The 24067-nt window shown below is 56.1% G+C and carries 22 protein-coding genes; 5 read left to right on the top strand and 17 right to left on the bottom strand.

What is annotated here, in order from left to right:
- Positions 1-19: 19 nt before the first annotated feature.
- From PMI17_RS22135 to PMI17_RS22095, 9 genes are all read right to left on the bottom strand, one after another.
- A complete protein-coding gene (locus PMI17_RS22135) occupies positions 20-1291 on the bottom strand; it encodes a hypothetical protein (RefSeq protein ID WP_007893017.1) in 1272 nt (423 codons plus the stop codon).
- Between the two features lie 28 nt (positions 1292-1319).
- Positions 1320-2708 (bottom strand): FAD-binding oxidoreductase, encoded by a 1389-nt coding sequence (locus PMI17_RS22130; RefSeq protein ID WP_007893016.1) that lies wholly within the window; start codon positions 2706-2708, stop codon positions 1320-1322.
- A 141-nt stretch (positions 2709-2849) separates the two neighbouring features.
- A complete protein-coding gene (locus PMI17_RS22125; protein WP_007893014.1) occupies positions 2850-3650 on the bottom strand; it encodes an ABC transporter permease in 801 nt (266 codons plus the stop codon).
- Positions 3647-4480 carry an ABC transporter ATP-binding protein gene (locus PMI17_RS22120; protein WP_007893012.1) on the bottom strand — a complete coding sequence of 278 codons (834 nt, stop codon included), beginning with the start codon at positions 4478-4480 and terminating at the stop codon, positions 3647-3649. Before PMI17_RS22120 ends, PMI17_RS22125 begins: the two co-directional genes overlap by 4 nt.
- Entirely contained in the window at positions 4477-5448 is a 972-nt protein-coding gene (locus tag PMI17_RS22115) for an ABC transporter substrate-binding protein (protein WP_007893010.1), read from the bottom strand. Before PMI17_RS22115 ends, PMI17_RS22120 begins: the two co-directional genes overlap by 4 nt.
- Before the next feature lie 9 nt (positions 5449-5457).
- Complete coding sequence (locus tag PMI17_RS22110) at positions 5458-6336, bottom strand: creatininase family protein (protein ID WP_007893009.1); 879 nt, start codon at positions 6334-6336, stop codon at positions 5458-5460.
- Positions 6337-6350: 14 nt separating this feature from the next.
- Positions 6351-6806 (bottom strand): RidA family protein, encoded by a 456-nt coding sequence (locus PMI17_RS22105; protein ID WP_007893008.1) that lies wholly within the window; start codon positions 6804-6806, stop codon positions 6351-6353.
- Positions 6796-7995 carry an amidohydrolase family protein gene (locus PMI17_RS22100; protein WP_007893006.1) on the bottom strand — a complete coding sequence of 400 codons (1200 nt, stop codon included), beginning with the start codon at positions 7993-7995 and terminating at the stop codon, positions 6796-6798. Before PMI17_RS22100 ends, PMI17_RS22105 begins: the two co-directional genes overlap by 11 nt.
- Positions 7992-8942 (bottom strand): PDR/VanB family oxidoreductase, encoded by a 951-nt coding sequence (locus tag PMI17_RS22095; RefSeq protein WP_007893004.1) that lies wholly within the window; start codon positions 8940-8942, stop codon positions 7992-7994. Before PMI17_RS22095 ends, PMI17_RS22100 begins: the two co-directional genes overlap by 4 nt.
- Positions 8943-9088: 146 nt before the next feature.
- Here PMI17_RS22095 and PMI17_RS22090 point away from each other — a divergent pair, with 146 nt between their 5' ends.
- On the top strand, positions 9089-10009 hold the full coding sequence (locus tag PMI17_RS22090; protein ID WP_007893002.1) for a LysR family transcriptional regulator: 921 nt from the start codon (positions 9089-9091) through the stop codon (positions 10007-10009).
- A gap of 165 nt (positions 10010-10174) precedes the next feature.
- Here PMI17_RS22090 and PMI17_RS22085 read toward each other — a convergent pair whose 3' ends face one another.
- Positions 10175-11527: a glycoside hydrolase family 10 protein gene (locus PMI17_RS22085; protein WP_007893000.1), complete on the bottom strand. Its 1353-nt coding sequence runs from the start codon at positions 11525-11527 to the stop codon at positions 10175-10177.
- Positions 11528-11713: 186 nt separating this feature from the next.
- Between PMI17_RS22085 and PMI17_RS22080 the strand changes: the two genes are divergently transcribed.
- The gene (locus PMI17_RS22080) at positions 11714-12040 is read left to right on the top strand and encodes a hypothetical protein (RefSeq protein ID WP_007892999.1); all 327 of its coding nucleotides are present in this window, start codon (positions 11714-11716) and stop codon (positions 12038-12040) included.
- A 32-nt stretch (positions 12041-12072) separates the two neighbouring features.
- Here the strand turns inward: PMI17_RS22080 and gabP are convergent, their stop codons facing one another.
- Both gabP and gabT read right to left on the bottom strand, forming a co-directional pair.
- Positions 12073-13467, bottom strand: a complete 1395-nt coding sequence (gene gabP / locus PMI17_RS22075) for a GABA permease (RefSeq protein ID WP_007892998.1) — start codon at positions 13465-13467, stop codon at positions 12073-12075.
- 102 nt (positions 13468-13569) lie between these two features.
- Positions 13570-14832: a 4-aminobutyrate--2-oxoglutarate transaminase gene (gabT, locus tag PMI17_RS22070; protein WP_007892997.1), complete on the bottom strand. Its 1263-nt coding sequence runs from the start codon at positions 14830-14832 to the stop codon at positions 13570-13572.
- A gap of 109 nt (positions 14833-14941) precedes the next feature.
- Here gabT and PMI17_RS22065 point away from each other — a divergent pair, with 109 nt between their 5' ends.
- Positions 14942-16426 (top strand): PLP-dependent aminotransferase family protein, encoded by a 1485-nt coding sequence (locus PMI17_RS22065; protein WP_007892996.1) that lies wholly within the window; start codon positions 14942-14944, stop codon positions 16424-16426.
- 103 nt (positions 16427-16529) lie between these two features.
- Here the strand turns inward: PMI17_RS22065 and PMI17_RS22060 are convergent, their stop codons facing one another.
- Complete coding sequence (locus PMI17_RS22060) at positions 16530-17393, bottom strand: aldo/keto reductase family oxidoreductase (RefSeq protein ID WP_007892995.1); 864 nt, start codon at positions 17391-17393, stop codon at positions 16530-16532.
- A gap of 97 nt (positions 17394-17490) precedes the next feature.
- Here PMI17_RS22060 and PMI17_RS22055 point away from each other — a divergent pair, with 97 nt between their 5' ends.
- Entirely contained in the window at positions 17491-18408 is a 918-nt protein-coding gene (locus PMI17_RS22055) for a LysR family transcriptional regulator (RefSeq protein ID WP_007892994.1), read from the top strand.
- 92 nt (positions 18409-18500) lie between these two features.
- On the opposite strand, the gene PMI17_RS22050 is transcribed toward PMI17_RS22055, so the two are convergent.
- The 4 genes from PMI17_RS22050 to PMI17_RS22035 all read right to left on the bottom strand — a co-directional run bounded on the left by PMI17_RS22050 (position 18501) and on the right by PMI17_RS22035 (position 22689).
- Positions 18501-19967, bottom strand: coding sequence for an aspartate aminotransferase family protein (locus tag PMI17_RS22050; RefSeq protein ID WP_007892993.1), 1467 nt, complete (start codon positions 19965-19967; stop codon positions 18501-18503).
- Between the two features lie 12 nt (positions 19968-19979).
- Positions 19980-21365, bottom strand: coding sequence for a diaminobutyrate--2-oxoglutarate transaminase (locus PMI17_RS22045; protein WP_036622040.1), 1386 nt, complete (start codon positions 21363-21365; stop codon positions 19980-19982).
- Between the two features lie 206 nt (positions 21366-21571).
- Complete coding sequence (locus PMI17_RS22040) at positions 21572-22339, bottom strand: A24 family peptidase (protein ID WP_007892991.1); 768 nt, start codon at positions 22337-22339, stop codon at positions 21572-21574.
- Between the two features lie 140 nt (positions 22340-22479).
- On the bottom strand, positions 22480-22689 hold the full coding sequence (locus tag PMI17_RS22035; RefSeq protein WP_007892990.1) for a hypothetical protein: 210 nt from the start codon (positions 22687-22689) through the stop codon (positions 22480-22482).
- A 241-nt stretch (positions 22690-22930) separates the two neighbouring features.
- On the opposite strand from PMI17_RS22035, the gene arnB reads away from it, so the two are divergent.
- Entirely contained in the window at positions 22931-24067 is a 1137-nt protein-coding gene (arnB, locus tag PMI17_RS22030) for a UDP-4-amino-4-deoxy-L-arabinose aminotransferase (RefSeq protein WP_007892989.1), read from the top strand.

Below are 24067 nucleotides of genomic sequence, written 5' to 3'. Positions count from 1 at the left end.
GTTGCTGGCGGATATTACGTTAAAAATCGTATTGCAAACTTAAACGGTTTTGCCAGAAGTGACTATCGTACAGCGGTGACGTTTGCACCCCGGCGAAATCAGTCACACTCAATCCTTTTAGCACGCCGCTGAAGGCCCAGGTGAAATAGACCAGATATTCAGATTGATTAATACTGTCTGAAGCGGCTGAAGGTTTAAGATCCATAAATGAATATTGCGTACCCAGTGAAAGATTTTCATTCAGCACGTAATTCAGATTGGTGGAATAAGCATTGCCGCTGCCTAAATCCTGGGTGCTGGTAAAGAACGGCTGGGCGAAATAGGGGCCGGATGACGTGTTATGCGCATACGGCACGACCAGCGAACCGTTGCCCCAGCTATTGGCACTGGCGGCGATGTGGTTATAACCCAGCTTCCAGCTCAGCGCTGGGGTAAAGCTTAGCGCCAGCTGTGCACCGTAAGAGGTGCTGTTCACTTCACCTGCTAACGCTTTGCCGTCGCTGGTGCCACGCATAAATTGCAAGCCCACGTCCGGCTGGAATAACGTTTGTTGCCACTGCAAATGGGACTCGCCGTACACCAGGCGTGAATAGTCGGCGTACTCTTCGTACCACAACTGACCCGCGAGCTTTTTATCATCCCACTGCGTACCGCGCCCGCCGCCAATCGCCCACATGCCGTTAGTGCGCTCATCAATATCGGTGTAGGCGGTGGTGTTGAGGAACTGATCGTCGCCCCAGGGCTTATAACGCCAGACTTTGGTGGCATGGAGATAATTGGTGCTGTCGCCGTAATTAGCATCCACGCCGCGGAACAGAATTGGCGTAATACGCCAGTCGTAGTCGCCGACAAAGGGAATATTGATGCGCTGATCGCCGGCGGTGATGTGGAAATCATCCTGCTGCCAGCTTAAATAGGCTTCACCGACGTTGGTCTGATTATCACCAATATCACTAATGGTATGTGCTTCATCGGGATGATCGATGCCGCGCAGGAATATCGCGCTGACACCCGCACGAAAACCATAGACCGGCGCCGTTTCATATTTCAGGCTGCCGCCGTAGCTGGCGGTATCCTGATTGAACCCTTTGGCGAAATACGCATTATGCGTGGAGTAATAAAGCGTGCGTAAACTGCCGCTCACCGTGCCGCAGGTAAATATATCGCTAAAGCTATTTACCCCGCTGGCATCGTACTGACAATCGCTGATATTGCTCTGCGTGGCGGCGAATGCCGCCGGAGCCAGAGGGAAAAACAGCGCAGCCAATCCGACACATTTAAGTGTTTTCATTTGCACATCCCTAATTAAAATAAAATGATCAATTCACGCCCGGAATAGGCACATCCGGTAACGTGTCACGCACTTCCCAGCCGCGTAATTTGCCGGGATTTAATAAATTATGCGGGTCGCAGGCGCGTTTCATCGCCACCACATCGGCGCGCACCATGCCTTGCTTGCCATCTTCAATATGAATCACGTGCGGATTATTTATTTTCACGCCATTAGCGCGGTAAATATCCATGATGGCGTTAAGACGATCTTCGTCGCTATAGCGCACCAGCGGCAAACCGCTGCAGGTGATACTGCCATTCATGTCGCGCAGGAATTCAATATGCGACATCACTTCATCGGAGAGTTGCGCTTCCAGCGCTACGGCTTGCTGCTGATAGTTCTCCGCCGTATAGGCGGTTTGCAGGTAAGTGAGCGTTTTATCGATTTTCAGCGCCTGCAGCGTGGTGTGGTTCCAGCAATATTCGATCAGCGAATGGCCGCTGTTTTCCCCTTCAGCGAAATGGAGTGCATTGCGGCCAGCATGTTGAGCTACCAGCGCAGCTAGCAACCCATCGCTTTCGCTGCCGACCACTGCAATCACGCCGTGCTTGCCCGCCACATCAGCAGCGGCCAGATCGGTGAAGTAATCAAGAACCGGCGCAGCGAATACGGCAATCTGGCGTTTTACCATGCCGGGCGAGCGTGCTAACGCATCGGCGAAGGCCATCGCTGCCGGGAAGTCAGCGAAGAGGTCGAGACGCTCGATCCAGTCATGACGTGGCGCCAGCGCCAGTTCAATCTCAAGCACGATGCCGTTGCTGCCATACGCATGATGCAGCAGCAGTGCGTCCGGCGCTTGTAGGGTAATAATGCGCGGCGTCTCTTCCATGGTCATCAGTCGCACCGACAACACGTTACCCGGCGCGGCCAGCGGACCGTAGTTGATCGATCCAACACCGCCAAATCCGCCGCCAAATAGGCCGCCGAGCGTCGCCAGTTTCCAGGTGGAGGGCATGCAGCGCAGTTCCCAGCCGAGCGGACGCGTATGCGCTTCCAGCTCGCCAAGGCGAATGCCCGCCTGCGCGCGCACCGTGCCGTGACCAACGGCGGTAACGGCGTTGAGCCGCGTCATATCGACCATCAGTCCGCCGTTCAGCGGAATCAGCTGACCATAGTTGCCGGTACCGCCGCCGCGCAGGTTCAGCGGCACGCGCTGTTTGGCGCAGGCCGAGACGATCTGCATGAGCTCCTGTTCATCACGCGGTCGCACCGCCAGTTCTGCAAACTTCTCTTCCAGCTGCGGTTTCAGCACCGGACTGAACCAGTGGAAATCACGCGACAGACGTTTAACCTTCGGCGCTTCTTTGATCCAGTCGAGTTCAGGCAACGCCGCGACCAGCGCCGCCAGTGCAGACTGGCGATCGGAATCAGACATGTTTTATTCCTATTGTTTATTGGGTTCTGGCGCCGCACCTGATGCATGCACATGATCGTAGCGGCGCGATTTATCGCGCTGTTTCACACTCACCGTGCCAGCAATGCGCAATAAATTGCGCCGCTACGTTGGGTGCGACCATTAGCTGGGACTTAGCTCACTCTCATGCCATGCCGCCAGCACGCGGCGCGTCAGCCACGACATCAGTGCGAACAGCAGGAAGCCAGCCAGCGAAATTAGCAGCAGCGCGGCAAACATCAGCGGGATATTGAGCTGATAACCGGCCTGCAAAATCTGGTACGCCAGCCCGGTATCGGTGCCGCCGGTGCCGGCAACAAACTCCGCTACCACCGCGCCAATCAGCGACAAACCGCTGGAGATGCGCAACGCACCGAAGAAGTAGGGCAGCGCGGAAGGAATGCGCAGGCGCAGCAGAATCTGCAGCCGCGAGGCGTGATTGAGACGGAAATAGCTCAGCAAACCTGGCGACACGCTACGCAGACCTTGCGTGGTATTGGAAATTATTGGAAACACCGCCATCAGCGTGGCGCACACCACCAGCGATAGCGTGGTGTCTTTCACCCAAATGATGATCAGCGGGGCGATGGCGACGATCGGCGTTACTTGCAAAAACACGATATAGGGGAACAGCGCGGTCTCGATAAAGCGATTTTGCACCAGCAGAAACGCCACAATTGAGCCGATAATAATCGCCAGCACAAACGAGATGACGGTGATTTTCAGGGTGTAAAGCAGCGACATAAACAGCGTCGGGAAGTTTTGCACCAGGCTTTGCGCTACCACCAGCGGTGAAGGGACCAGAAACGTTGGCACCTTGAAGGTGGTGACCAGAAACTGCCACAGCAGCAGCATGGCGATGGCGACGATAGCCGGAAATAGCCACTGCTGAAATTGGCGATGTGCCGCTAGCGGTTTCATCATTGACTCTCCTTGCTCGCTGCCAACAGGCCGCGCTGCAGCTGTTGGGCGTATTGGGTGAAGTGCTGGCTGACGCGGAATTCATCATCACGCGGCACACTACTTTCAATGCGGATGTCATCCACCACGCGCCCCGGCCGCGCCGCCATCATGATCACCCGCTGCGAGAGAAACACCGCTTCCTGAATCGAGTGGGTGACGAACACCACGGTCAGCTTCTGCTCCTGCCATAAATCGAGCAGATCGCTATCCAGCTTGTTACGCGTAATCTCATCCAGCGCACCGAACGGTTCGTCCATCAACAGCACTTTGGGACGCGTCACCAGGCCGCGCGCAATCGATACGCGCATCTGCATGCCGCCGGAGAGCTCGCGCGGCAGCACGTGACCAAACTGGCCGAGGCCAACCAGCTCAAGGATCTCACGCACGCGCGTATCGGCTTCGGCACGCGGTACACCGGCTAAATCGAGTGGTAGACGCACGTTTTTATGCACGTTGCTCCACGGCATTAGCGTGGCTTCCTGAAACACGAATGACAGCGGCAGATCGCGCTGATTTTCACGGCGATCGCGACGAAACAGCAGCAATTTGCCATCGGTCGGCTCAATCAGCCCGGCGATCATTTTCAGCAAGGTACTTTTGCCGCAGCCGGATGGACCGAGCAGCGAGACAAATTCGCCCTGACGAATGGTGAGATCGACCGGCAGCAGCGCGCGCGTGCCGTTGGGATAGATTTTTTCTGCTGACAACACTTCAATTGCCGGCGGCGCCGCAGAACGCGGCACCGCTTGCGCATCGTGATTCAGCAGCGTCAGATGGCTGGCGGTATTCATGGCAGAACCTTGACGTCTTGAATGAATTTAAGCGTGTAGCTGCCATCAAACGGTACTTTGGCCGGATCGATCAGCTTGGTATCGACCAGCAGTTGCCAGGTTTGCTTGAGACGCGCTTCAGTCATGATGCCGATACCGCCGGTTTGCGCATCGCCGCCGGTCAGCATCTGATATTTCTTCATCTGAGCGATGCCGAAAGCGATCTGTTCATCGCTCATTTGTGGGTTCTCTTTCTTGATCAGCACGTTACCGGCGCTGGGATCCTGCAGGTAATTCTTCCAGCCCTGCATCGAGGCCTTCACAAACGCCGCAACTGCGGCGGGACGTTTCTCAATCGTCGATTTCATGCACACGATGCTGTTGCCGTACGGTGGATAACCCCAATCGCTGATCGGATAAACATTGGCCTGCGCATTGGCCTTCTGCACGGCAAACGGTTCGGAGGTGATATAGCCTTGCTGCACCAGAGTTTTATCGGCGAGGAACGGCTGAATGCTGAAGGTATAAGGGCGCACACGGGCATTTTTCAGGTTCAATGCGCTCTGCGCCCACGGCCAATAGGAGGTGTAGGCTTCGGCGGCCAGCAGGAAAGTTTTGCCCTGCAGATCGGCCTGACTCTTCACGTCCGGATGGGTGAGAAACGCAATGGCCGAGTGCTGGAAGGTGGTGGCCACCGGCATCGCTTCCACGCCTTGCTGCCAGATTTCCAGCGCCTGCATGTTATCGCTGATGATGCAATCCGCCTGGCCCGCGGCCATCAGCTGCATGGTATGCACCTGCGGACCCCCCATTTTAATGGTGACGTCGAGACCAGCATCACGATACAGATTCTGTGCCTGCGCCTGGTAGAAGCCGCCGTGCTCGGCCTGCGCATACCAGTTGGTCATAAAGGTGAATTTCTCAGCCGCCATGCTCGGGGCCGACAGGGCCAGCGCAAGTGCGGCAGCAATGCTAAATGTTTTTTTCATCAATATTCCCTAGCGCGGTTGTAAAAAGGCGGCTGCGTCGTTGTGGTCTAATACTTTGCCTTGCCACTGGCCGGTGCCCCACGCCGGTTCGGCGCGTGTCACCCACGTCATTTGATGCACTTCGGTAATGACCTGCGCCCAGCTTTGCGCCAGCGAGTCGAGGATCGCAGCGCCTTGCTCAGGCGTGGAGGGCAACGGATCGCCAATCACGCCGCTGGGACCGAAGTCGTAAGAAGCCCACGCCGCCATCGGTTTGTTGGTTGAGAGCGTTGGGCAGGGGAATGCCGGCGGATAGTTAGCCACCGCTTTGTCCATTTGCACGGTGTCGGGCGCCAGCGCCAGCATCAGCGCGGTTTCGGCGTGACCGGCGTGCATCGCCATTTGCCGCTCTTTGTCATCCATAAAACTCTCGGCGCAGTTCGGAACTTTGAAGGTGTCTTGCATGATGATGATCATGTCGCCGTGGCGCAGACGCAGTTCGCGCGCCGCCATCTGCAACGGCTGCGGTTGACCGCCGTGGCCGTTAACCATCAGGAATTTGCGGAAACCGGCGCGATAGAGTGATTCGCCAATCTCCAGAATGGTGTGCAGCAGGGTTTCGCCGGTCAGCGTCAGCGTGCCGGGAAAATGCAGATGTTCATCTGATTTGCCATAGGTGATGGGCGGGATGGCGTAAGCCGGGATCGCCGCCGGTAAACGCGCCAGCGCATGACCGACCACGCCCGAGGAGATCACGCTATCCACCGCGCACGGCAGGTGTGGGCCATGCTGCTCAATCGCGCCGGTTGGCAACACGATAACGGTGTTAGCTTTATCGTCCAGCGTGGCGATATCGGTCCAGCTCAGATACGGCAAAAAGCGGTTTGCCGGAATATAACCATGCAACATTTCAACTCCTCGTGTTATTGCGGCAACCACGCCGTGGCTTCAACTTCAATCAGTACGTCCGGGCTCGGCAGCATCTCACTCACCTGCACCACGGTAGAAACCGGCGGTGCATCAGGGAAAAACTGCTTACGCACCCGGCTGTAGTGGGGGAAATGGTCGAGATTGCGGAAATACTGCACCAGCTTGAAGACATCGCTCATCTGGCCGCCCGCGCTTTCGATGGTGGCGCGAATGCTCTCCAGCACGTACCAGCTTTGCGCCAGAATCGGTCCCTCTTTGATATCGGTGGAGAACTCACCGCTGCGACCCAGCAGTTGCTGCGCCGCTTCAGGAATGTCGTCGTAACCGCGCACGATGGTGGCAGTTTGCGGATTCACCGGGATAATGCCGGAGAGGAAAATGAAGTCGCCCGCGCGTCGCCACGCAGCATATTTCGCCAGCGGTTTTCCCGCTCCTTCATCAAGCGCCATCTGTTGTTTCTCCATAACGCACACCGTTTTTTAGCCGATAGCGCTGGCGTTGACGTAACGGCCAGCTCGCCACCTCAGCATCAGGAAATATCACTAAATCGTTGGCCTGCAGCGCGCTGCGTTGGCAGATTAGCGCCGAGGCCTGATCAAACGCCGCGTCGAGTTGCAGACTGAGCAAACCGCTAAACAACGTATCAAGCGGGTCATAGCTGCCGAACGGGCAAAACGCGTCCTGCACGTTGTCGGCACCGAGCAGCAGCGGCATGCCGCGCGCCTGCGCCTCTTTTACCAGCGTTAACCCGCGCTGACGCGGCGTGCGATCCGGCACCGCATCCTGTAACAGCAGATTGGTGAGCGGCAGCGCAATCAATGTGACCTTATGTTGAGCGAGCACATCGAGAATCTGCTCCGCATCGTCCTGCTGCGATAACGCACAGCTGTGGCTACAGGTGATCTGCCCGCTAAAGGGATGCTGCTGCAAATAGTGCGCCAGCCAGCGTAATCCTTGCGCTTGCGGGTTAAGTTCTTCATCAATATGCAGATCGACATCCAGCTGCCACAGCTCGGCGGCGTCCAGCAGATGCTGAAACGCCTGCGCATCCCAGTTGCTGCTATGAATAAAACCGCCCAACAGCGCGCCCGGACCGCTGGTCGCCACCTGCGCGGCAATATGCTGTGCATCGCTGGCATCGGCGAAGAAGGTGAGGGGCGCCAGCGCCACGCGTTCGAGATTGCACAGCGGATGGTGCAGATCGCCAATCACTTGCCACGCTAATGGTGCATCAACCGAGAACCAGTCAATGTGCGTGCGCAGCAAACCGACACCGGCTTCCACCGCCCAGTGCAGCGCCTGCGTGGCGCGCTGCTGCAAATCTTCGACGTTCCAGTGCACACGGTCCTGATGCATCGCTGCAATCGCAGCCAGCAAGCCGGGCTGTTGCGCTGGACTGCGCTGAATTGTGAAGGTTTTATCCAGATGCGCATGCGGCTCGATAAAGGCCGGCAGCACCAGCGCGCCGTTGAGCGGCAGATAATCCGGATGTGGCTGATGGCTGGCAGGTTCGAACTGCAGACCCGCCGCGTGGAAATGTAAGGTGGCCAGCTGCGGTTGCTGGTTCGTCAGCGGCCAGTTTTCTGGCAGCAGCCAGCGGGGTAAACGCGCCCCGGTCGCTCCCGGATAACGGTTCATAGATCCAGCACCAGCAGTGGGGATCGTGCGCGCGAACAGCACAGCACAATGCAATTATTGGCCGCGCGCTCTTGCTGGCTCAGCACGTCATCGCGGTGATCCGGCTCGCCGGCTATTACGCCGGTAATACAGGCGCCGCACATGCCCTGTTCGCAGGAAAGTTCGATTTCAATGCCCGCTTCCTCAAGCACTTCCGCGATAGTTTGTTCTGCACCCACGGCATAGCGTGCGCCGGAAGAGGCGATTTCCACGGCAAACGCGCCGCCAGCCGTCACTGCCGCTGTGGGTTTGAAGCGTTCGCTGTGCAATTGATCGGCCTTCCAGCCTTGCTGCAACGCCCGCTGCTGCAACGCGCCCATAAAACCGGCCGGGCCGCAGGCGACCAGTACGCTGTTGTGCGGTTGCTTGAGATCGTCCGGGATGTGCTGGCGCAGGCTGTCACCTTCGCTGCTGTAGTGGACTACCAGCTGTGCGCCAAGCTGGTTGAGGCGTTCGCTGAATGCCAACTCATCGGCGCGTTTGAGATAAAGATGCAACGTGAAATCCGCCTGGCGCGCCGCCAGCGCTTCGGCCATCACCAGTAGCGGGGTTAATCCGATACCCGCAGCAAACAGCAGCGTGCGCGGCGCGTGTGGCAGGGGAAAATGGTTGCGAGGTGCGGAGATCTGTAAGCTAGCGCCGCAGTCGACTTGCTGGTGCAGCCAGCGCGAACCGCCGCTGGAGTTATCATCAAGACGCACGCAAATTTCGTAACGATCGGCCGTTGCCGCCGCTGCACAGAGTGAATACTGGCGCGTACCGCAGTCGGGAATCACTACATCGATATGCGCACCGGGCGTGAAGGCCGGCAGCGGCTGGGCGTTGTCACTCGCCAGCGTAAATAACACATTGCCTGCACCGTTGACCTGCTTTGCGATGACGGTGACAGGGAAGTTGGTCGATTTCATAATCTGTCTGCCTGAACAGGGATGTCACCAGCGTTGCAGCTACGCAAACCCTTGTTTTTATCATGGCGACGATTATTATTTTGCCCTTGTGTAAGCGTCCATCTGTTTAATTCGCATGATGCGTTGCAAAAAAGAGAGCACCCCTTATGTTCGCCTTCTCCCGATTTCTGCTTTATTTCACTGAGGTGGCCCGCCAGGGTTCACTGCGCAAGGCTTCTGAGGTGCTGCACGTCTCGGCATCGTCAATCGATCGGCAGATATTGCGGGTGGAGGAGCAGCTGGATATGCCGCTGTTTGAGCGCCATCCATCAGGATTACGTATGACCGCCGCCGGTGAGATCCTGCTGAATGCAGCAAAAAACTGGCAGCGCGACTTTGGCCGCGTCTGTACCCAACTGGACGATCTGCGCGGGTTGCGCCACGGTCACGTGCATATCGCCACCATCGATGCCATTAATCGCGGCTTCTTCTCCGCAATTTTGCAGCGCATTCGCGCCGACTATCCGGGCATTTCGTTTACGCTGACCACCATGAGCAACATTCATATTGCCAACGCGCTGACGGCGGGGGATGCGGATTTCGGCATCATGCTCAATCCGCAAAGCTCGCGCGAGCTGCTGGTGAAGTCGTTTGCTGATTTACGTCTGGGGATTGTAGTAAGTAGCCAACATCCGCTGGCTAATCTGGAATCTATTCGCTTTAGCCACTGTGAATCCTGGCCGTTTATCGTACCGGCTGCGCCGCTGATGCTGGCCGATCCGCTGGACGCGTTGGTAAACAGTTCGGGGATTAAGATTAATGAAGTGGCGCGCACCAATAACATTCACATGCTGCGTTCGCTGGTGCGGGATGACGTGGGCATCAGCCTGATGTGCTGGCTGGATATCGTCGATGAATATCGGCGCGGTGAACTGAAGTTTATCCCGCTGATCGATACCGTGCTGAAACCCTTTACCTTATCGCTGTGCGTCGCGCCGCAGCGTCAGCTGTCCATTGCCGCCTCCATGATGCTGCGTGAACTGGAGTCGTTTTTTGCCTTGATGCAGAGTGAGGAGTTGCTGGCTTAACAAGCATATTGCGCGGTTTATGGCGTAATGGTTGTCAGTTAAGACATGAAAAACCTCATTACCGAGAGCACCCATTGTAGCGGCGCAATTTATTGCGCGATAAATCGCGCCGCTACGGAAGGTGCGGTGATTTGATACGGTGCTTAACTAATCGTTATTTTGCCTCTATGGCGACCGGCCCCAGCGACTTCTCAGATAATTCACCGCATCTTGCGTTTGCGGCTGATTGAGGTAATTTTCGCGGAACAAAATCGTACCGTTAATTTGCGGCACCGACTCATTGAGATCGAGCTGTTTTTTCAACTCCGGCACGCCGCCGTTGACCGTCCAGTCGGGTTCGCTTTTCGAGGCTTCGCCGATTTTATACAGCGCGACGCCAATATACAGGCGCGTGTGCGTCGGCTTCACCACCTCGGCCCACCAATTGGCCAGGACGTCGTAACGTGCTGCCTGGCGCGCGAACGGCCAGTAAAGCTGCGGCGCGATGTAATCGAGTAACCCCATTTGCACCCAGCGGCGCGTATCGGCATAGGCTTCGTCGTAAGCGGCCGCACCGCGCGTGTCGGAGCCCGCCGCATCATGGGAAAGATTGCGCCACACGCCCGCTGGGCTGACGCCAAATTCCACGTTTGGATTGAGCTGCTTAATGGTGCGTGAAACCTGCTCAATCAATAACAAGGTATTGTTGCGCCGCCAGTCAGCCTTAGAGGCAAAGCCCTGACCATATTGGCGGAAAGTGGCGCTGTCGTTGAGCATCGAACCGGGCGTTTCGGTATAGAAATAGTCATCGAACTGCACGCCATCAATGGGGTAATGCGACACCACTTCTGCAACGATGCTGGTGATCCAGTCACGCGCCGCAGGAATGCCTGGATCGAGTACGAAGCGATCGCTGGCGGTGCGGATCCAGTCGCGATGCAGCACATACACGCTAGCCGGCTGCAGCGCTAACGTATTGTTCAGCGCATTCATGGTGGAGGATTTGACATTGGTAGAGACGCGATAGGGATTAAACCACGCGTGCACCTTCATACCGCGTTGGTGCGCCTCATCGAGCATAAATTTCAGCGGATCGTAGCCGGGATCTGCACCGATTTTGCCAGTCAGCATATCGGACCACGGCAAAATGCTTGAACGCCACAGCGCGGTACCGTCGGGTTTGACCTGGAAAAACACGGTATTGATGCCGAGGCTTTTCAGTTTATCCAGCTTGTCTGTCAACGCTTGTTGCTGCTGATGGATACGACTGGCCGGGCTGGCATTGACTGAATTAATCGGTGGCCAGTCGAGGCGCGAAACCGTGGTCAGCCACACGCCACGCACCGGTTCTTTGCTTAACGTGGGTTTGGTGGGCATCGGCGGCTTGTTGACCGTTGGTAAAGGCGTTACCAGCGATTTCGGCGGCGGTGAGGAGCAGCTGGCGAGAGAGAGGGCGACAGCAATGGCCAGTAACGCAGCGGATTTTTTGTTGGTGTTAACCCAGGGAAAACGATGTGAACAGGCTATGATAAACTCCATTTCTTGCAACTTTCTGTTCGAAGAGCCTCATTCTCTTATCATGCGAACTAAAGTCAATATAATCGCACCTCATCAATGCGATGTAATACATTGCGCGATGAATCGCGCCGCTACAGCTAGGTGCAATGACGTTGTAGCGGCGCAATTTATTGCGCGCAGCTAATTAATTCGAGGAACTCAAGACCTATGCAATACGAAGACCTTTATCGCCGTATCGGCCAGATCATCTTTAGCTGTGGCCCACAAGGTGCGCGGGAATTGATCGTTCAGGCCGAACTGTTTGCGGACGATGATGGCGGGCAATTTCAATTCGATTACATCGATGAAAACGGTGAGCCGGATTGGTTTGAACCGGATGCGCGGGCGATTGGCGATCTTTCGTTAGCGCTGAAAGACTTTCAGCAGTACTTCATTGATAACAACATGACCAACGGCTTGCCGGTGTGGCGAAAATGCGCCATTAACCTTAATGTGCTGGAAGAGTCGATCAGTATCGACGTGCAGTACGATTAAGTTCCGCGGCATCCTTGCCCGGAATTCAGCGCTTATGAGCGCAACGCCACCATCTCCTCACTTTTACGCGCTACGCGTTTGCGCTGCACAATGCGGCTGGCGGCTACCACCGCCAGCGTGAGCAGGCCGGTAGCAATAATCTCTGGTCGATGTTGCTGATTAAACAGCATGGCAATCAACACGCCGACGATGAATACCATCGTCGCCCACGTCAGGCCAGGGAACAGCCACATGCGATAGCTGAGCGTTTCGCCGCGCGCTTCGCGCTTTTTGCGCAGCACCAGATGCGAGGCGGCGATCACCAGATACACCAGCAAAGCGATGGCACCGGAACTGGCCAGCAGGAATTCAAACACCGCGCTGGGCGCCAGATAGTTAGCGATCACCGCAAGGAAGGCCGCTGCCGTGGAAAGCAGCACCGCCACCCACGGCGTGCCGCTGCGCGTGGTACGTGACGCCATGGCGGGTGCATCCTGACGGCGTGACAGCGAGTAGATCATGCGCGACGCGGTATACAGCGCCGAATTGAGACAGCTACACACCGCAATCAACACCACCACATCAACGATCTGTTTGGCGTAAGGCACGTTCATCATCTGCATCGCCGTCTGGTAAGAACCGGCTTTCATCAGTGATGGCGTGTTCCACGGCACCAGCGCTACCACAATGAAAATCGACAGCAAATAGAACAGCGCAATACGCCAGATCACCGAGTTGGTTGCCTGAGTAATCTGCTTCTTCGGCTCGCGCGATTCCGCTGCGGCAATGGTGACGATCTCCGTGCCCATAAACGAGAACATAGTGGTGAGAATCGCCGCCAATACCGCGCTGATGCCGTTTGGCATAAAGCCAAGCGTATCATACAGATGCGAAATGCCTTGCGTGCTGCTGCCAGGCATTAAACCGAATACCGCCAGGCTGCCCGCGCAGAGGAAAGCGACAATCGCCACGACTTTCAGCAGGGCAAACCAAAACTCGAACTCGCCATAATTTTTGACGCTGAACAGGTTGCTGATGGTGAGAAACGTGGTGATCGCCAGCGTGTATTCCCATACCGCAACCTGTGGAAACCACGAATGCAGAATGGTGCCCGCCGCGTTGGCTTCCAGCGGAATTACCAGCACCCAAAACCACCAGTAGAGCCAGCCGATGGTAAAACCGGCCCAACGCCCCAGCGATTTGTCGGCGTAAGTGGAGAAGGAGCCGGAATCCGGTGAGGCCACCGCCATCTCCGCCAGCATACGCATAATCAGCACGACCAGCGCACCGGCGGCAAGGTAGGCCAGCAGCACGGCGGGACCGGCCTCAGCGATGGCATGACCCGAACCGACAAACAGTCCGGCGCCGATAACGCCACCAATCGATAACATCCGCACGTGGCGTGGCTTCAGGCCCTGCGCCAAAACATCGGCATTCTGTGAACTCATCAATATTTCTCCAAAGCGTCTCTCAGGCAGCAGCGGTCGCCACCAGGTTACAACAGGTGAGAAGCCCAGCCCGCAGCGCGGGCCGGGAAGAGTGGCAACAGCCTAAGAATCGAAATGCTGACTCAGCACGCTGCTGAGAATCTCCAGCGCCTGGCTGAATTGCGCATCAGGGATGGTGAGCGGATAGAGGAAGCGGATGACATTGCCCTGTGGGCCGCAGGTGAGCAGCAGCAGCCCCTGCGCCATCGCCTGTTGCTGAATAGTCTGTGCGGTTTGCGCTGAGGCGAACTCCACCGCAATCATCGAGCCAAGACCACGAATATCGGTGATCGCTGCGGACTGGCTACGTATGCCGTGCAGGAAATCGGTCAGCTGTGCGCCGAGTTGTTGAGAACGCTCACACAGCTTCTCATCGGCAATCACGTCGAGCACCGCGTGTGCTGAGGCAATGGCTAGCGGGTTGCCGGCGTAGGTGCCGCCGAGACCACCGGGACCCGGCGCATCCATAATCTCGGCGCGACCGCTTACCGCTGAGAGCGGCATACCGCCCGCGAGACTTTTCGCCATCGTGATCAGATCCGCTTTCACCGCATAATGTTCCATGGCGAACAGCTTACCGGTGCGGGCAAATCCGGATTGCACTTCATCGGCAATCAGCAGAATGCCGTGTTCATCGGCCAATGTGCGCAGGCGGTTGAAGAACTCAGGCGGGGCGACGTGGAATCCGCCTTCACCCTGAATCGGCTCGAGCACGATGGCGGCAACATCCTGCGGTGCGATGTCCTGAGTGAAGATATCCTGCAGGCTGGTCAGCGCATCCTCCACGCTGATGCCGGTAACGCTGTTGGGATAGCGTGCGTGCCATACCGAAGCAGGCATCGGGCCAAAATCGCGTTTGTAGGGTGCCACTTTGCCGGTCATCGCCATGGTCATAAAGGTGCGCCCGTGGAATGAATTACCGAAAGTGATGATGCCGTGGCGACGCGTGGCTGCACGCGCCACTTTCACCGCATTTTCGACCGCTTCGGCGCCGGTGGAGAAGAAGGCGGTTTTGGCTTTGCCCGCAATGGGCACCACGCGGTTAAGGCGTTCAGCCAGCGCCACATAGCTCTCATACGGCGTGACCTGGAACGCCGTATGGGTAAATTTCTCTAACTGTTCGGCAATCGCCTGCACGATGCGTGGATGGCGGTGGCCGGTATTCAGCACCGCAATACCGCCGGCGAAATCGATCCAGCTATTGCCTTCACCGTCGCGCAGCGTCGCGTTTTCGGCGTGTTCTACATACCACTGACAAAGATTACCGGTGCCGCGTGGCAGGGCGTCATCTTTGCGTTGTTGCAACTGGCTGTTTTTACCTTCCATAACCTTTCCTTAGCGATACGCGTCTTTACAAATCACGACAAACACGCTTATTTATGCCCGGGCTGCGTTATGATGCCAGAGCCACTTTTAGAGAAAAGAGGGGAGCCAATTGCGAAGTTTGTACGCCGATCATGTATTAGAGCGCATGCAGTTTATGCAGGAAGGGACGTTGCAGCAGCGTTTGCTGGCTTGCATGCAAATCGCTATCGCTGAAGGGATATTTCCGCGCGCCACGCGATTACCCGCCACCCGCGATTTGGCGCGTGAGCTGTCGGTGTCACGCAACACCGTGTTGAACGTGTATGAGAATTTGATGGCGCAGGGCTACGTCACGGCGCGCACCGGCAGCGGCACCTGGATTGCAGAAAACCTGCCGGAAGGCTCGCTGAACACGCCGCGCAATGACGCGGCCATGGCGCCACTAACCAACAAACCGGCGGCAATTTCTAAACGCGGTGCCTCTTTGCTCGGCCATGCCAATGCGTCGCCGTATCAATGGGGAGCATTCGTTCCGGGTGCGCCCGATGTCACGCAGTTTCCACATAAACTTTTCAGCCAAATTCAGGCGCGCCTGAACCGTGAACCGGATATTGAGCGGCTGATCTACAGCAGCAACGGCGGCTGTCCGCATTTACGCCAGGCATTGGCGGAGTACCTTAGCGTGGCGCGTTCGGTGCGTGCCGATGCCGATCAAATCATCATTACTGAAGGCATTCATCAGGCCGTGGATCTCGTGTCGCGCGTACTATGCGATCCCGGCGATCAGGTGTGGATTGAGGAGCCCGGCTATTGGGGAACGCGAAATTTGCTGCGTATTAATGGACTAAAAATTAATGCCATTTCAGTTGATGAGCAGGGCTTGATCCCGGATTTACCCCCGCGCAGTCGGGCACCTAAGATGATTTTCGTGACACCGTCACATCAATATCCCCTTGGCGTGCATCTTAGCCTTGAGCGCCGTAAGCAGTTGCTGGATTTGGCGCGCAAACACAAAAGCTGGCTGGTGGAAGATGATTACGACAGTGAGTTTCGTTTCTCCGGCCAGCCGTTCCCATCACTGCAAGGGTTTGAACCGGATGCGCCTGTGATTTACATGGGCACCTTCAGCAAAACGCTCTATCCGGCACTGCGATTAGGTTATCTGGTGGTGCCGAAAGCGCTGGCACAACCGTTGCGCGTGGCGGCGGCGGAACTCTATCGCGGCGGCCATCTGTTGGTGCAGCGCGCGTTGGCCGAGTTCATCCAGAAAGGGCATTACGTGGCGCACATCCGCCGCATGCGTAAGCTCTACAGCCAGCGTCGACGATTTATGATCGGCCTGATTGAACGCTATCTCGGTGCGGCGTTTTTACCGCTGGTGAATCATGAAGCGGGTTTGCATCTGGTGATGAATTTACCGGCGGGCTGCGACGATGTGGCGGTGGCCGCGCTGGCGCTGCGGCGTGGCGTAAAGGTGCGTCCACTGTCGCAATACTATATGCATCCGCAGGACCGGCGCGGCTTGCTGCTGGGATTTGCCTGTGTCGACGAACGGCAGTGCCAGGATGCATTTGGTGTGCTTAAAGGTTGTCTGGTAGACGCAGGAATCGTTTAGACGATGATACACACTGTAGCGGCGCGATTTATCGCGCGTTTTAATGGCGGCACGTTGCTCATCCAGAAATCGCGCAATAAATTGCGCCGCTACGATAGGTGCTTTATGCCTTTCCGATGCTGTCTAAACGCTCAAACACTTCTGGAGACAGCGTCACTTCGCGACTCGCTAGATTCTGCTTCAAATGCTCTGGCGATGAGGTGCCGGGAATCAGCAGAATGTTCGGTGAACGTTGCAGCAGCCACGCTAGCGCGACTTGTAACGGCGTAACGTTCAACTCGTTCGCCACTTCGGTTAGCCGATCCGACTGCAGCGGTGAAAAACCGCCCAGCGGGAAGAACGGCACGTAAGCAATTCCTTGTGCTGCCAGCTGATCGATTAGCGCTTCATCCTGGCGATTGGCCAGATTGTAGAGGTTCTGCACGCAGGCAATCGGCGTCATCGCCTGCGCATCGGCTACTTGTTTGGCGGTAACGTTGCTGAGCCCGATATGACGAATCAAACCGCGCTCTTTCAGCTTGATCATCGCTTCAACCTGCGGCTCCAGCGAACCTTCTTTTGGTGCATACACGTCCAGCATCGAACGCAGATTTACCACGTCCATTACCTCAAGTCCGAGATTACGCAGGTTATCTTCCACCGCCTGCGTCAGCGCTTCCGGCGTAAAGGCCGGCAGCCAGCCGCCTTTCTCATCGCGCCGCGCGCCCACTTTGGTGACGATCACCAGATCGTCAGCGTAAGGGTGCAACGCTGTTTTAATCAGCTGATTGGTTATGTGCGGGCCATAAAAGTCACTGGTGTCGATGTGATTGACGCCAGCGGCGATAGCATCGCGCAGCACCTGTAAAGCGCGTGCTTCATCTTTCGGCGGACCAAATACGCCGGGGCCAGCCAACTGCATGGCACCGTAACCGAGTCGTGCAACCTGGCGATCGCCAAGTGTATAAGTCAATGCGGGATGAGACATGGAAAGCTCCTTGGTCAGTGTGTAGAGAGATTGTAATCGCCCAGTCGCTGTGCAACTATCCGTGCAAATCGGGACACAGTGTACGGAGTGACGGACAATGGCGCTGGATATCGCACTGCTTCACGCAGTCGTAGCAGTAGCAAAAGCAGGTGGATTTCGTGAAGCGGCACGGATGACCGGCAGTAACCCGTCGCGCTTGAGTGATGCGGTACGGCGCGCTGAAGAACAGCTCGGCGTGCGGTTGTTCAATCGCACCACGCGTACGGTAGCGTTAACCGAAGCCGGCAGGGCGCTGATGTCGCGCTTACTGCCCGCAATGAATGAAGTGGATGCCGCACTGGATGCGCTAAATAATTTCCGCGATACGCCGGGCGGCACTTTGCGTCTGAACGTACCGGTGAGCGCGGCGCGCATCGTGTTACCGGCGATTGTGCCGGGCTTTCTGCAGCGTTATCCGGATATCCAGCTGGAAGTGGTGGCAGAAAGTAACGTGCAGGATGTGTTCCGCGATAGCTGCGATGCAGGGATTCGTTACGACGATCATCTGGAGCAGGATATGGTGGCGCTACCGATTGGACCTCGCACCCAGCGTTTCGCCGCGGCGGCATCGCCCGGCTATCTGGCGCAGTTTGGTACGCCGCAGCATCCGCGCGAACTGATGCAGCATCGCTGTTTGTACGGGCGCTATGCGACGGGCGTGGTGGGCGAGTGGGAATTTACCTACGGCGAGGAAACCGTGCGCCTGCAGCCGCAGGGGCCGCTCATTTGTAGCATTGGCGCAGCAATGGATTTGACGGTGGAAGCGGCGATTGCCGGTTGCGGCGTAGTGTATCTGTTTGAAGATTGGATCAAACCGGCGCTCAACGATGGCAGCCTGCAGCCGATTTTGCCGCAATGGTGGCAAAGCTTTTCCGGCCTATGGCTCTACTACAACGGGCGTCGCCTAATCCCCGCGCCGCTGCAAGCATTTCTTGATTATGTGCGCGAGCTTAATGCTCAGACGTCTGTAGATTAATCAGCAAACAAGAGTCGCGACGACCACGACTAAAGGCCAATAAAAAAGCCGATAACCGTTGCCAGTTATCGGCTTTTTCGCATCACAGGTTATTACGCGTTCAGCAGCTGATTTGCCGTTTTTTCAACCAGCGCCAGCAGGACTTTAACATCCTCGAGCGTCACGGTTGGATTCAGCAGCGTCAACTTCAGGCAAGTTACGCCCTGATTCTCAGTCACGCCGACGTTGGCACGGCCTGAATCCAGCAGCGCATCGCCGATACGCTGGTTGAACAGCGCAATCTGCGCGGTATCAGTCAGTTGCTCTGGACGGTAGCGGAACAGTACGCTGGCCAACTGTGGCTGCATCACCAGCTCCAGACGCGGTTCAGAGGTGACAAACTTCGCCACTTCCTGTGCCAGGGTAACACCGTGATCGATGATCGCGGCATACTGTTTCTGCCCCAGCGCTTCCAGGCCCATCCACAGTTTCAGCGCATCGAAACGACGCGTGGTCTGCAGTGACTTGGATACCAGATTCGGTACGCCAGCCTCTTCGTCAAACTCAGAGTTCAGGTAAGCCGCCTGGTAGCGCATCAGCTCGTAGTGACGCTCATCCTTCAGCAGGAAGGCACCGCAGCTGATGGTCTGGAAATACTGTTTGTGGAAGTCCAGCGTGACAGAATCCACCAGTTCCAGGCCGTCAAGATAGTCGCGATACTTCTCGGACAGCAGCAGTGCACCGCCCCAGGCTGCATCAACGTGTACCCAGATATTGTGTTCTGCAGCGATACCGGCAATTTCACGCAGCGGATCGATAGCACCTGCATCGGTGGTACCGGCGGTTGCGACGATAGCCAGGATCTGTTCGCCGTTAGCGTCGGCCTGAGCCAGTTTGGCTTTCAGGTCTAACACATCCATACGGGCAAACTGATCGGACTTCACCTGCACCACAGACTGATAGCCGTGGCCGAGCAATGCCATGTTCTTCTGTACGGAGAAGTGCGCATTTTCCGAGCACAGCACTTTGATCTTACGCAGATCGCCAGTAATGCCGTGCTGTTGCACCGAGTGCCCCTGACGCTGATAGAACGCATCACGCGCCAGCATCAGGCCCATCAGATTGCTCTGTGTGCCGCCGCTGGTGAAGACACCCGCATCGCCAGCCGGATAACCAACCTGAGCACGCAACCATTCGATCAGTTTGATCTCAATAATGGTGGCAGAAGGGCTCTGATCCCACGAATCCATACTCTGATTGGTGGCGTTAATCAGCACTTCAGCCGCCTGGCTTACCACCAGGCTAGGGCAGTGCAGATGCGCCACACACTGTGGGTGATGCACTGAAAGGCTATCTTTCAGGAAATATTCAATCGCGCGTTCAATCGCGGCCTGGTTACCCAGGCCGTTTGGATTGAAGTCGAGCGTGATACGCTCGCGCAGTTCGGCAACCGTTTTGCCTTGATACATCTCAGGCTGTTGCAGCCACTGCACAACCGCGGCGCTGCTTTGGGCAATCGCCTGCTGGTAAGCCTCAATGCTCGATGCAGAGGCGGCCAGAATCGGGTTTACTTCAGACATTTACTCTTCCAATCAAACAGGTTTGACGCCAGCGCCAATCAGCGCCTGCTCAAATTTATCCAGGAAAATCGCCAGCTCATCGTTGGTGATCAGCAGTGAAGGCAGCAGACGCAACACTGCGCCATGACGGCCACCGCGCTCCAGAATCAGACCTGCTTCGAAGCACTTCTTCTGCAGCAGCGCAGAGAGTTCGCCGTCTGCCGGGAAGCTGCCCATGTGGTCTGCCGCTTCGTTCGGTTTAACGATCTCAATACCGATCATCATGCCGAGACCGCGAACGTGACCAATCACCGGGAAGCGTTTCTGCATCGCGGTCAACTGCGCTTTCAGCCATTCACCCTGCGCCGCAACTTTGCCCGCGATATCCTGCTCTTTCAGGATTTTCAGCGTGGTCAGGCCGGTGGCCATCGCCAGCTGGTTACCACGGAAGGTGCCGGTGTGGTGACCTGGAGACCAAACGTCAAACTGCTTTTTGATGCCCAGCACCGCCAGTGGCAGACCGCCGCCGACCGCTTTAGACATCACAATGATGTCGGGTTCGATACCCGCGTGTTCGAAGGCGAAGAATTTACCGGTACGGGCAAAGCCAGCTTGAACTTCGTCAAGAATCAGCAGAATGCCGTGTTCCTGAGTCACTTTACGGATACGTTGCAGCCACTCAGCTGGCGCTGGGTTCACGCCGCCTTCGCCCTGAACGGCTTCAAGGATAACTGCCGCAGGCTTGCGCACGCCGCTTTCCACGTCGTTGATCAGGTTATCGAAGTAGTAAGTCAGCGCTTTAACGCCGGCTTCACCACCGATGCCCAGCGGGCAGCGATACTGGTGCGGGTAAGGCATGAACTGGACTTCTGGCATCATGCCATCAACCGCCTCTTTAGGCGCCAGGTTACCGGTGACGGACAGCGCGCCGTGCGTCATACCGTGGTAGCCGCCAGAGAAGCTGATCACACCGCTACGGCCGGTGGCTTTCTTCGCCAGTTTCAGCGCGGCTTCAACGGCATCGGCACCGGAAGGACCGGTGAACTGCAGGCAATAATCCTTACCCTGGCCAGGCAGCAGCGAGAGCAGAGATTCAGAGAACTGATCTTTAAGAGGCGTAGTCAGATCAAGAGTATGTAACGGCAAGCCGCTGGTAATGACATTTTGTATGCTCTGAAGAACATCAGGATGGTTATGACCCAGTGCCAGCGTCCCTGCGCCAGCCAGACAGTCAAGATATTGTTTATTCTCAACATCTGTGATCCACACGCCATGGGCTTTAGCGATCGCTAAAGGCAATTTGCGCGGGTAACTCCTAACGTTAGATTCAAACTCAGCCTGACGGGCTAAGAATGCGTCGTTGTTTCCGTTGAATGCATTGGCACCAAAACTATCAATACGGACTTTATCCGTCATCATATCTCTCCTTCAACCGGGGCTCGTATGGCTCGCCAATTGACTAATTGAACAAAAAAGTAACAGCTGTGAAAAAACGCGGCCAATATAGAGCCTTTTGACCTACATCACAATGATTAATTTTGTTTAGATTTGTTTACTCTTTCCATATATGAATCAGGGCGTTGGCCAGAAATTGGCCGCTTAATTTCGCACCGCTAATGGGGTGGTTAAAAAATAACCGAATGAATAAAGTGACTTATAGCCGCTAAGGCGATCCATGGACCAAAGGCGATAGCGTGATTGAGCTCGCGCCGCCAGGCCATTCTGGCAATCAAAACACATAAAATAGCGCCAGCCGAAGCGAATAACAGCACGGAGGGTAAAAGTGGCCAGCCTAGCCAGGCGCCCATCGCTGCCAGCAGTTTTGCATCACCCATTCCGAGCGCTTCAATGCCTCTAATTTGTTGATATACGGCGGCTAAGAGCCATAAAACGGCGTATCCGGCGATGGCACCTAATACGGCTTCGTGTAACGAACCTGGCAGCCAGCCGAGGGTTTTAAACAACAGACCGGCCCAAAGTAAAGGCAGCGTAATCACGTCGGGCAACAGCAAATGTTCGAAGTCGATCAGGGCGAGGACTATTAGCGCCCACAGCAATAGCAACGCGGCCATCAAGTGCAGAGTGAAAGGTAAAAGCCAGATAAACAGCAGCGTTAAAAGTGCCGTTAACAACTCGACCTGTGGATAACGCCCGCTAATTTCGCCACGGCAATACCGACATTTTCCGCGCAGCAGCAGCCAGCTCAACAGCGGAATATTGTCGCGCCAGCGCAAGGGGGTAGCACAATTTGGACAATGAGAAGGTGGGTAGAACAAACTGAGCGCTAAGCCCGGTTGCAGCAATTGCCGCGGCAAACGATAGATCACCACATTGAGAAAGCTGCCAACCGACAACCCCAGCAAACTGCCAATTAACCCATATTCCCATTCCATTGCCGCTACTCCGCACCATCCAGCTCATTGGTGCCGAGACGTTACGCCGTAGCGAGCAGGAGTGCGAGAGGAAAAGGGAGGTTGCAGCGGCTTACATCAGAATTGCAGAGCGGGCTCGAGAATCAGCTGGTTCAAAATCTTTAAGACTGCTGTTTAAACAGCTGAATGGCTTCCTGCACGTTACTGGTGGCAAGCGACATGATGCGGTCGTTATTTAGAAAAACATCATAGTGATCGGCATTAAAGCGAAACACATAGAGATCGCCGCGATAACGTAACCCTTTGGTCTTAACGCCAATATGGTGGCGGCGCAGTGCAGCCTGAGAAAGTCTGTCTGTCGCGTTACTCATCGCAATCTCCTCCAGTCGTTATAAGACATAACCTGACTCAGTATAGGGTTAAAACCTTAGGATAACCTTAAGAACAGTGCTGGTTCATGCTCAATAATGAGCAAATGCGACTTTTCCTCTACCAATCTTCAACGTGTCAGAAAAAGGCCATTGAGCACCTGACCCATTTAATGTTGCGTTAAGTTTACCGGCGTATTTTGGATTGCATGGTCGTAAAAACACTTAAATCCAAGGTAATGCTATGAATTTTTTACCCTTTTCACGCCCTTCGCTTGGCGAGGAAGAGTTAGCAGCGGTCCAAGCGGTATTTGAATCAGGTTGGATTACCACCGGTCCGAAAAACGCAGAACTGGAACAGGCCTTTTGCCAGCTGACCGGCAATCAACACGCGATTGCCCTCAGCTCCGCGACCGCCGGCATGCACGTTGCGCTGCTGGCGCTGGCCATTCAGCCGGGCGATGAAGTGATTACGCCTTCACTGACCTGGGTCTCCACGCTCAATATCATCACGCTGCTGGGTGCCACACCGGTGATGATAGATATCGATCGTGACACCTTAATGGTAACGCCGGAGCAGATCGAAGCGGCCATCACCCCGCGTACTCGCGCCATTATTCCGGTGCATTACGCCGGTGCGCCGGCCGATATGGACGCCATTCGTGCCATTGGCGCGCGTCACGGTATCGCGGTAATTGAAGATGCAGCCCACGCGGCGGGTTGTTACTACCAGGGGCAGCACGTCGGTCATCAGGGCACCGCCATCTTCTCGTTCCACGCTATTAAAAATATGACCTGCGCCGAAGGTGGCTTAATTGTGACGGATGATGCGGCATTGGCCGATCGGATGCGCAGCCTGAAGTTCCACGGCTTAGGCGTGGATGCTTACGACCGACATACGCACGGGCGCAAACCACAGGCGGAAGTGATCATGCCTGGCTTTAAATACAATCTGCCGGATATCAGCGCCGCCATTGCGCTGGTTCAATTGAAGAAGTTACCCGCTATTAACCAACGCCGTGCCGCCATCGCACAGCGCTATCTTTCCGAGTTGGCGGATACGCCATTTATGCCGCTGGCGCAGCCTGGCTGGCCACATCAGCACGCCTGGCACCTGTTCATCATTCGCGTCGATGAAGCGCAGTGCGGCATCAGCCGTGATGCGCTGATGGAAGCATTAAAAGCCCAGGATATCGGCACCGGGCTGCATTTCCGCGCGGCGCACACGCACAAATATTACCGCGAGCGCTATCCGCAGCTGTCGCTGCCGAATACCGAATGGAACAGCGATCGCATCTGCTCAATACCGTTGTTCCCTGATATGCGCGACGAGGACGTCGCTCGCGTGGTTAACGCGTTACGTCAGATTGCTGGAGTTTGA

The organism is Pantoea sp. GM01 (assembly GCF_000282675.1).
GTDB classification, from domain to species: domain Bacteria; phylum Pseudomonadota; class Gammaproteobacteria; order Enterobacterales; family Enterobacteriaceae; genus Pantoea; species Pantoea nemavictus.
The sequence above is the reverse complement of the archived record's forward strand: the minus strand, read 5'-3'. Positions and strand labels throughout refer to the sequence as shown.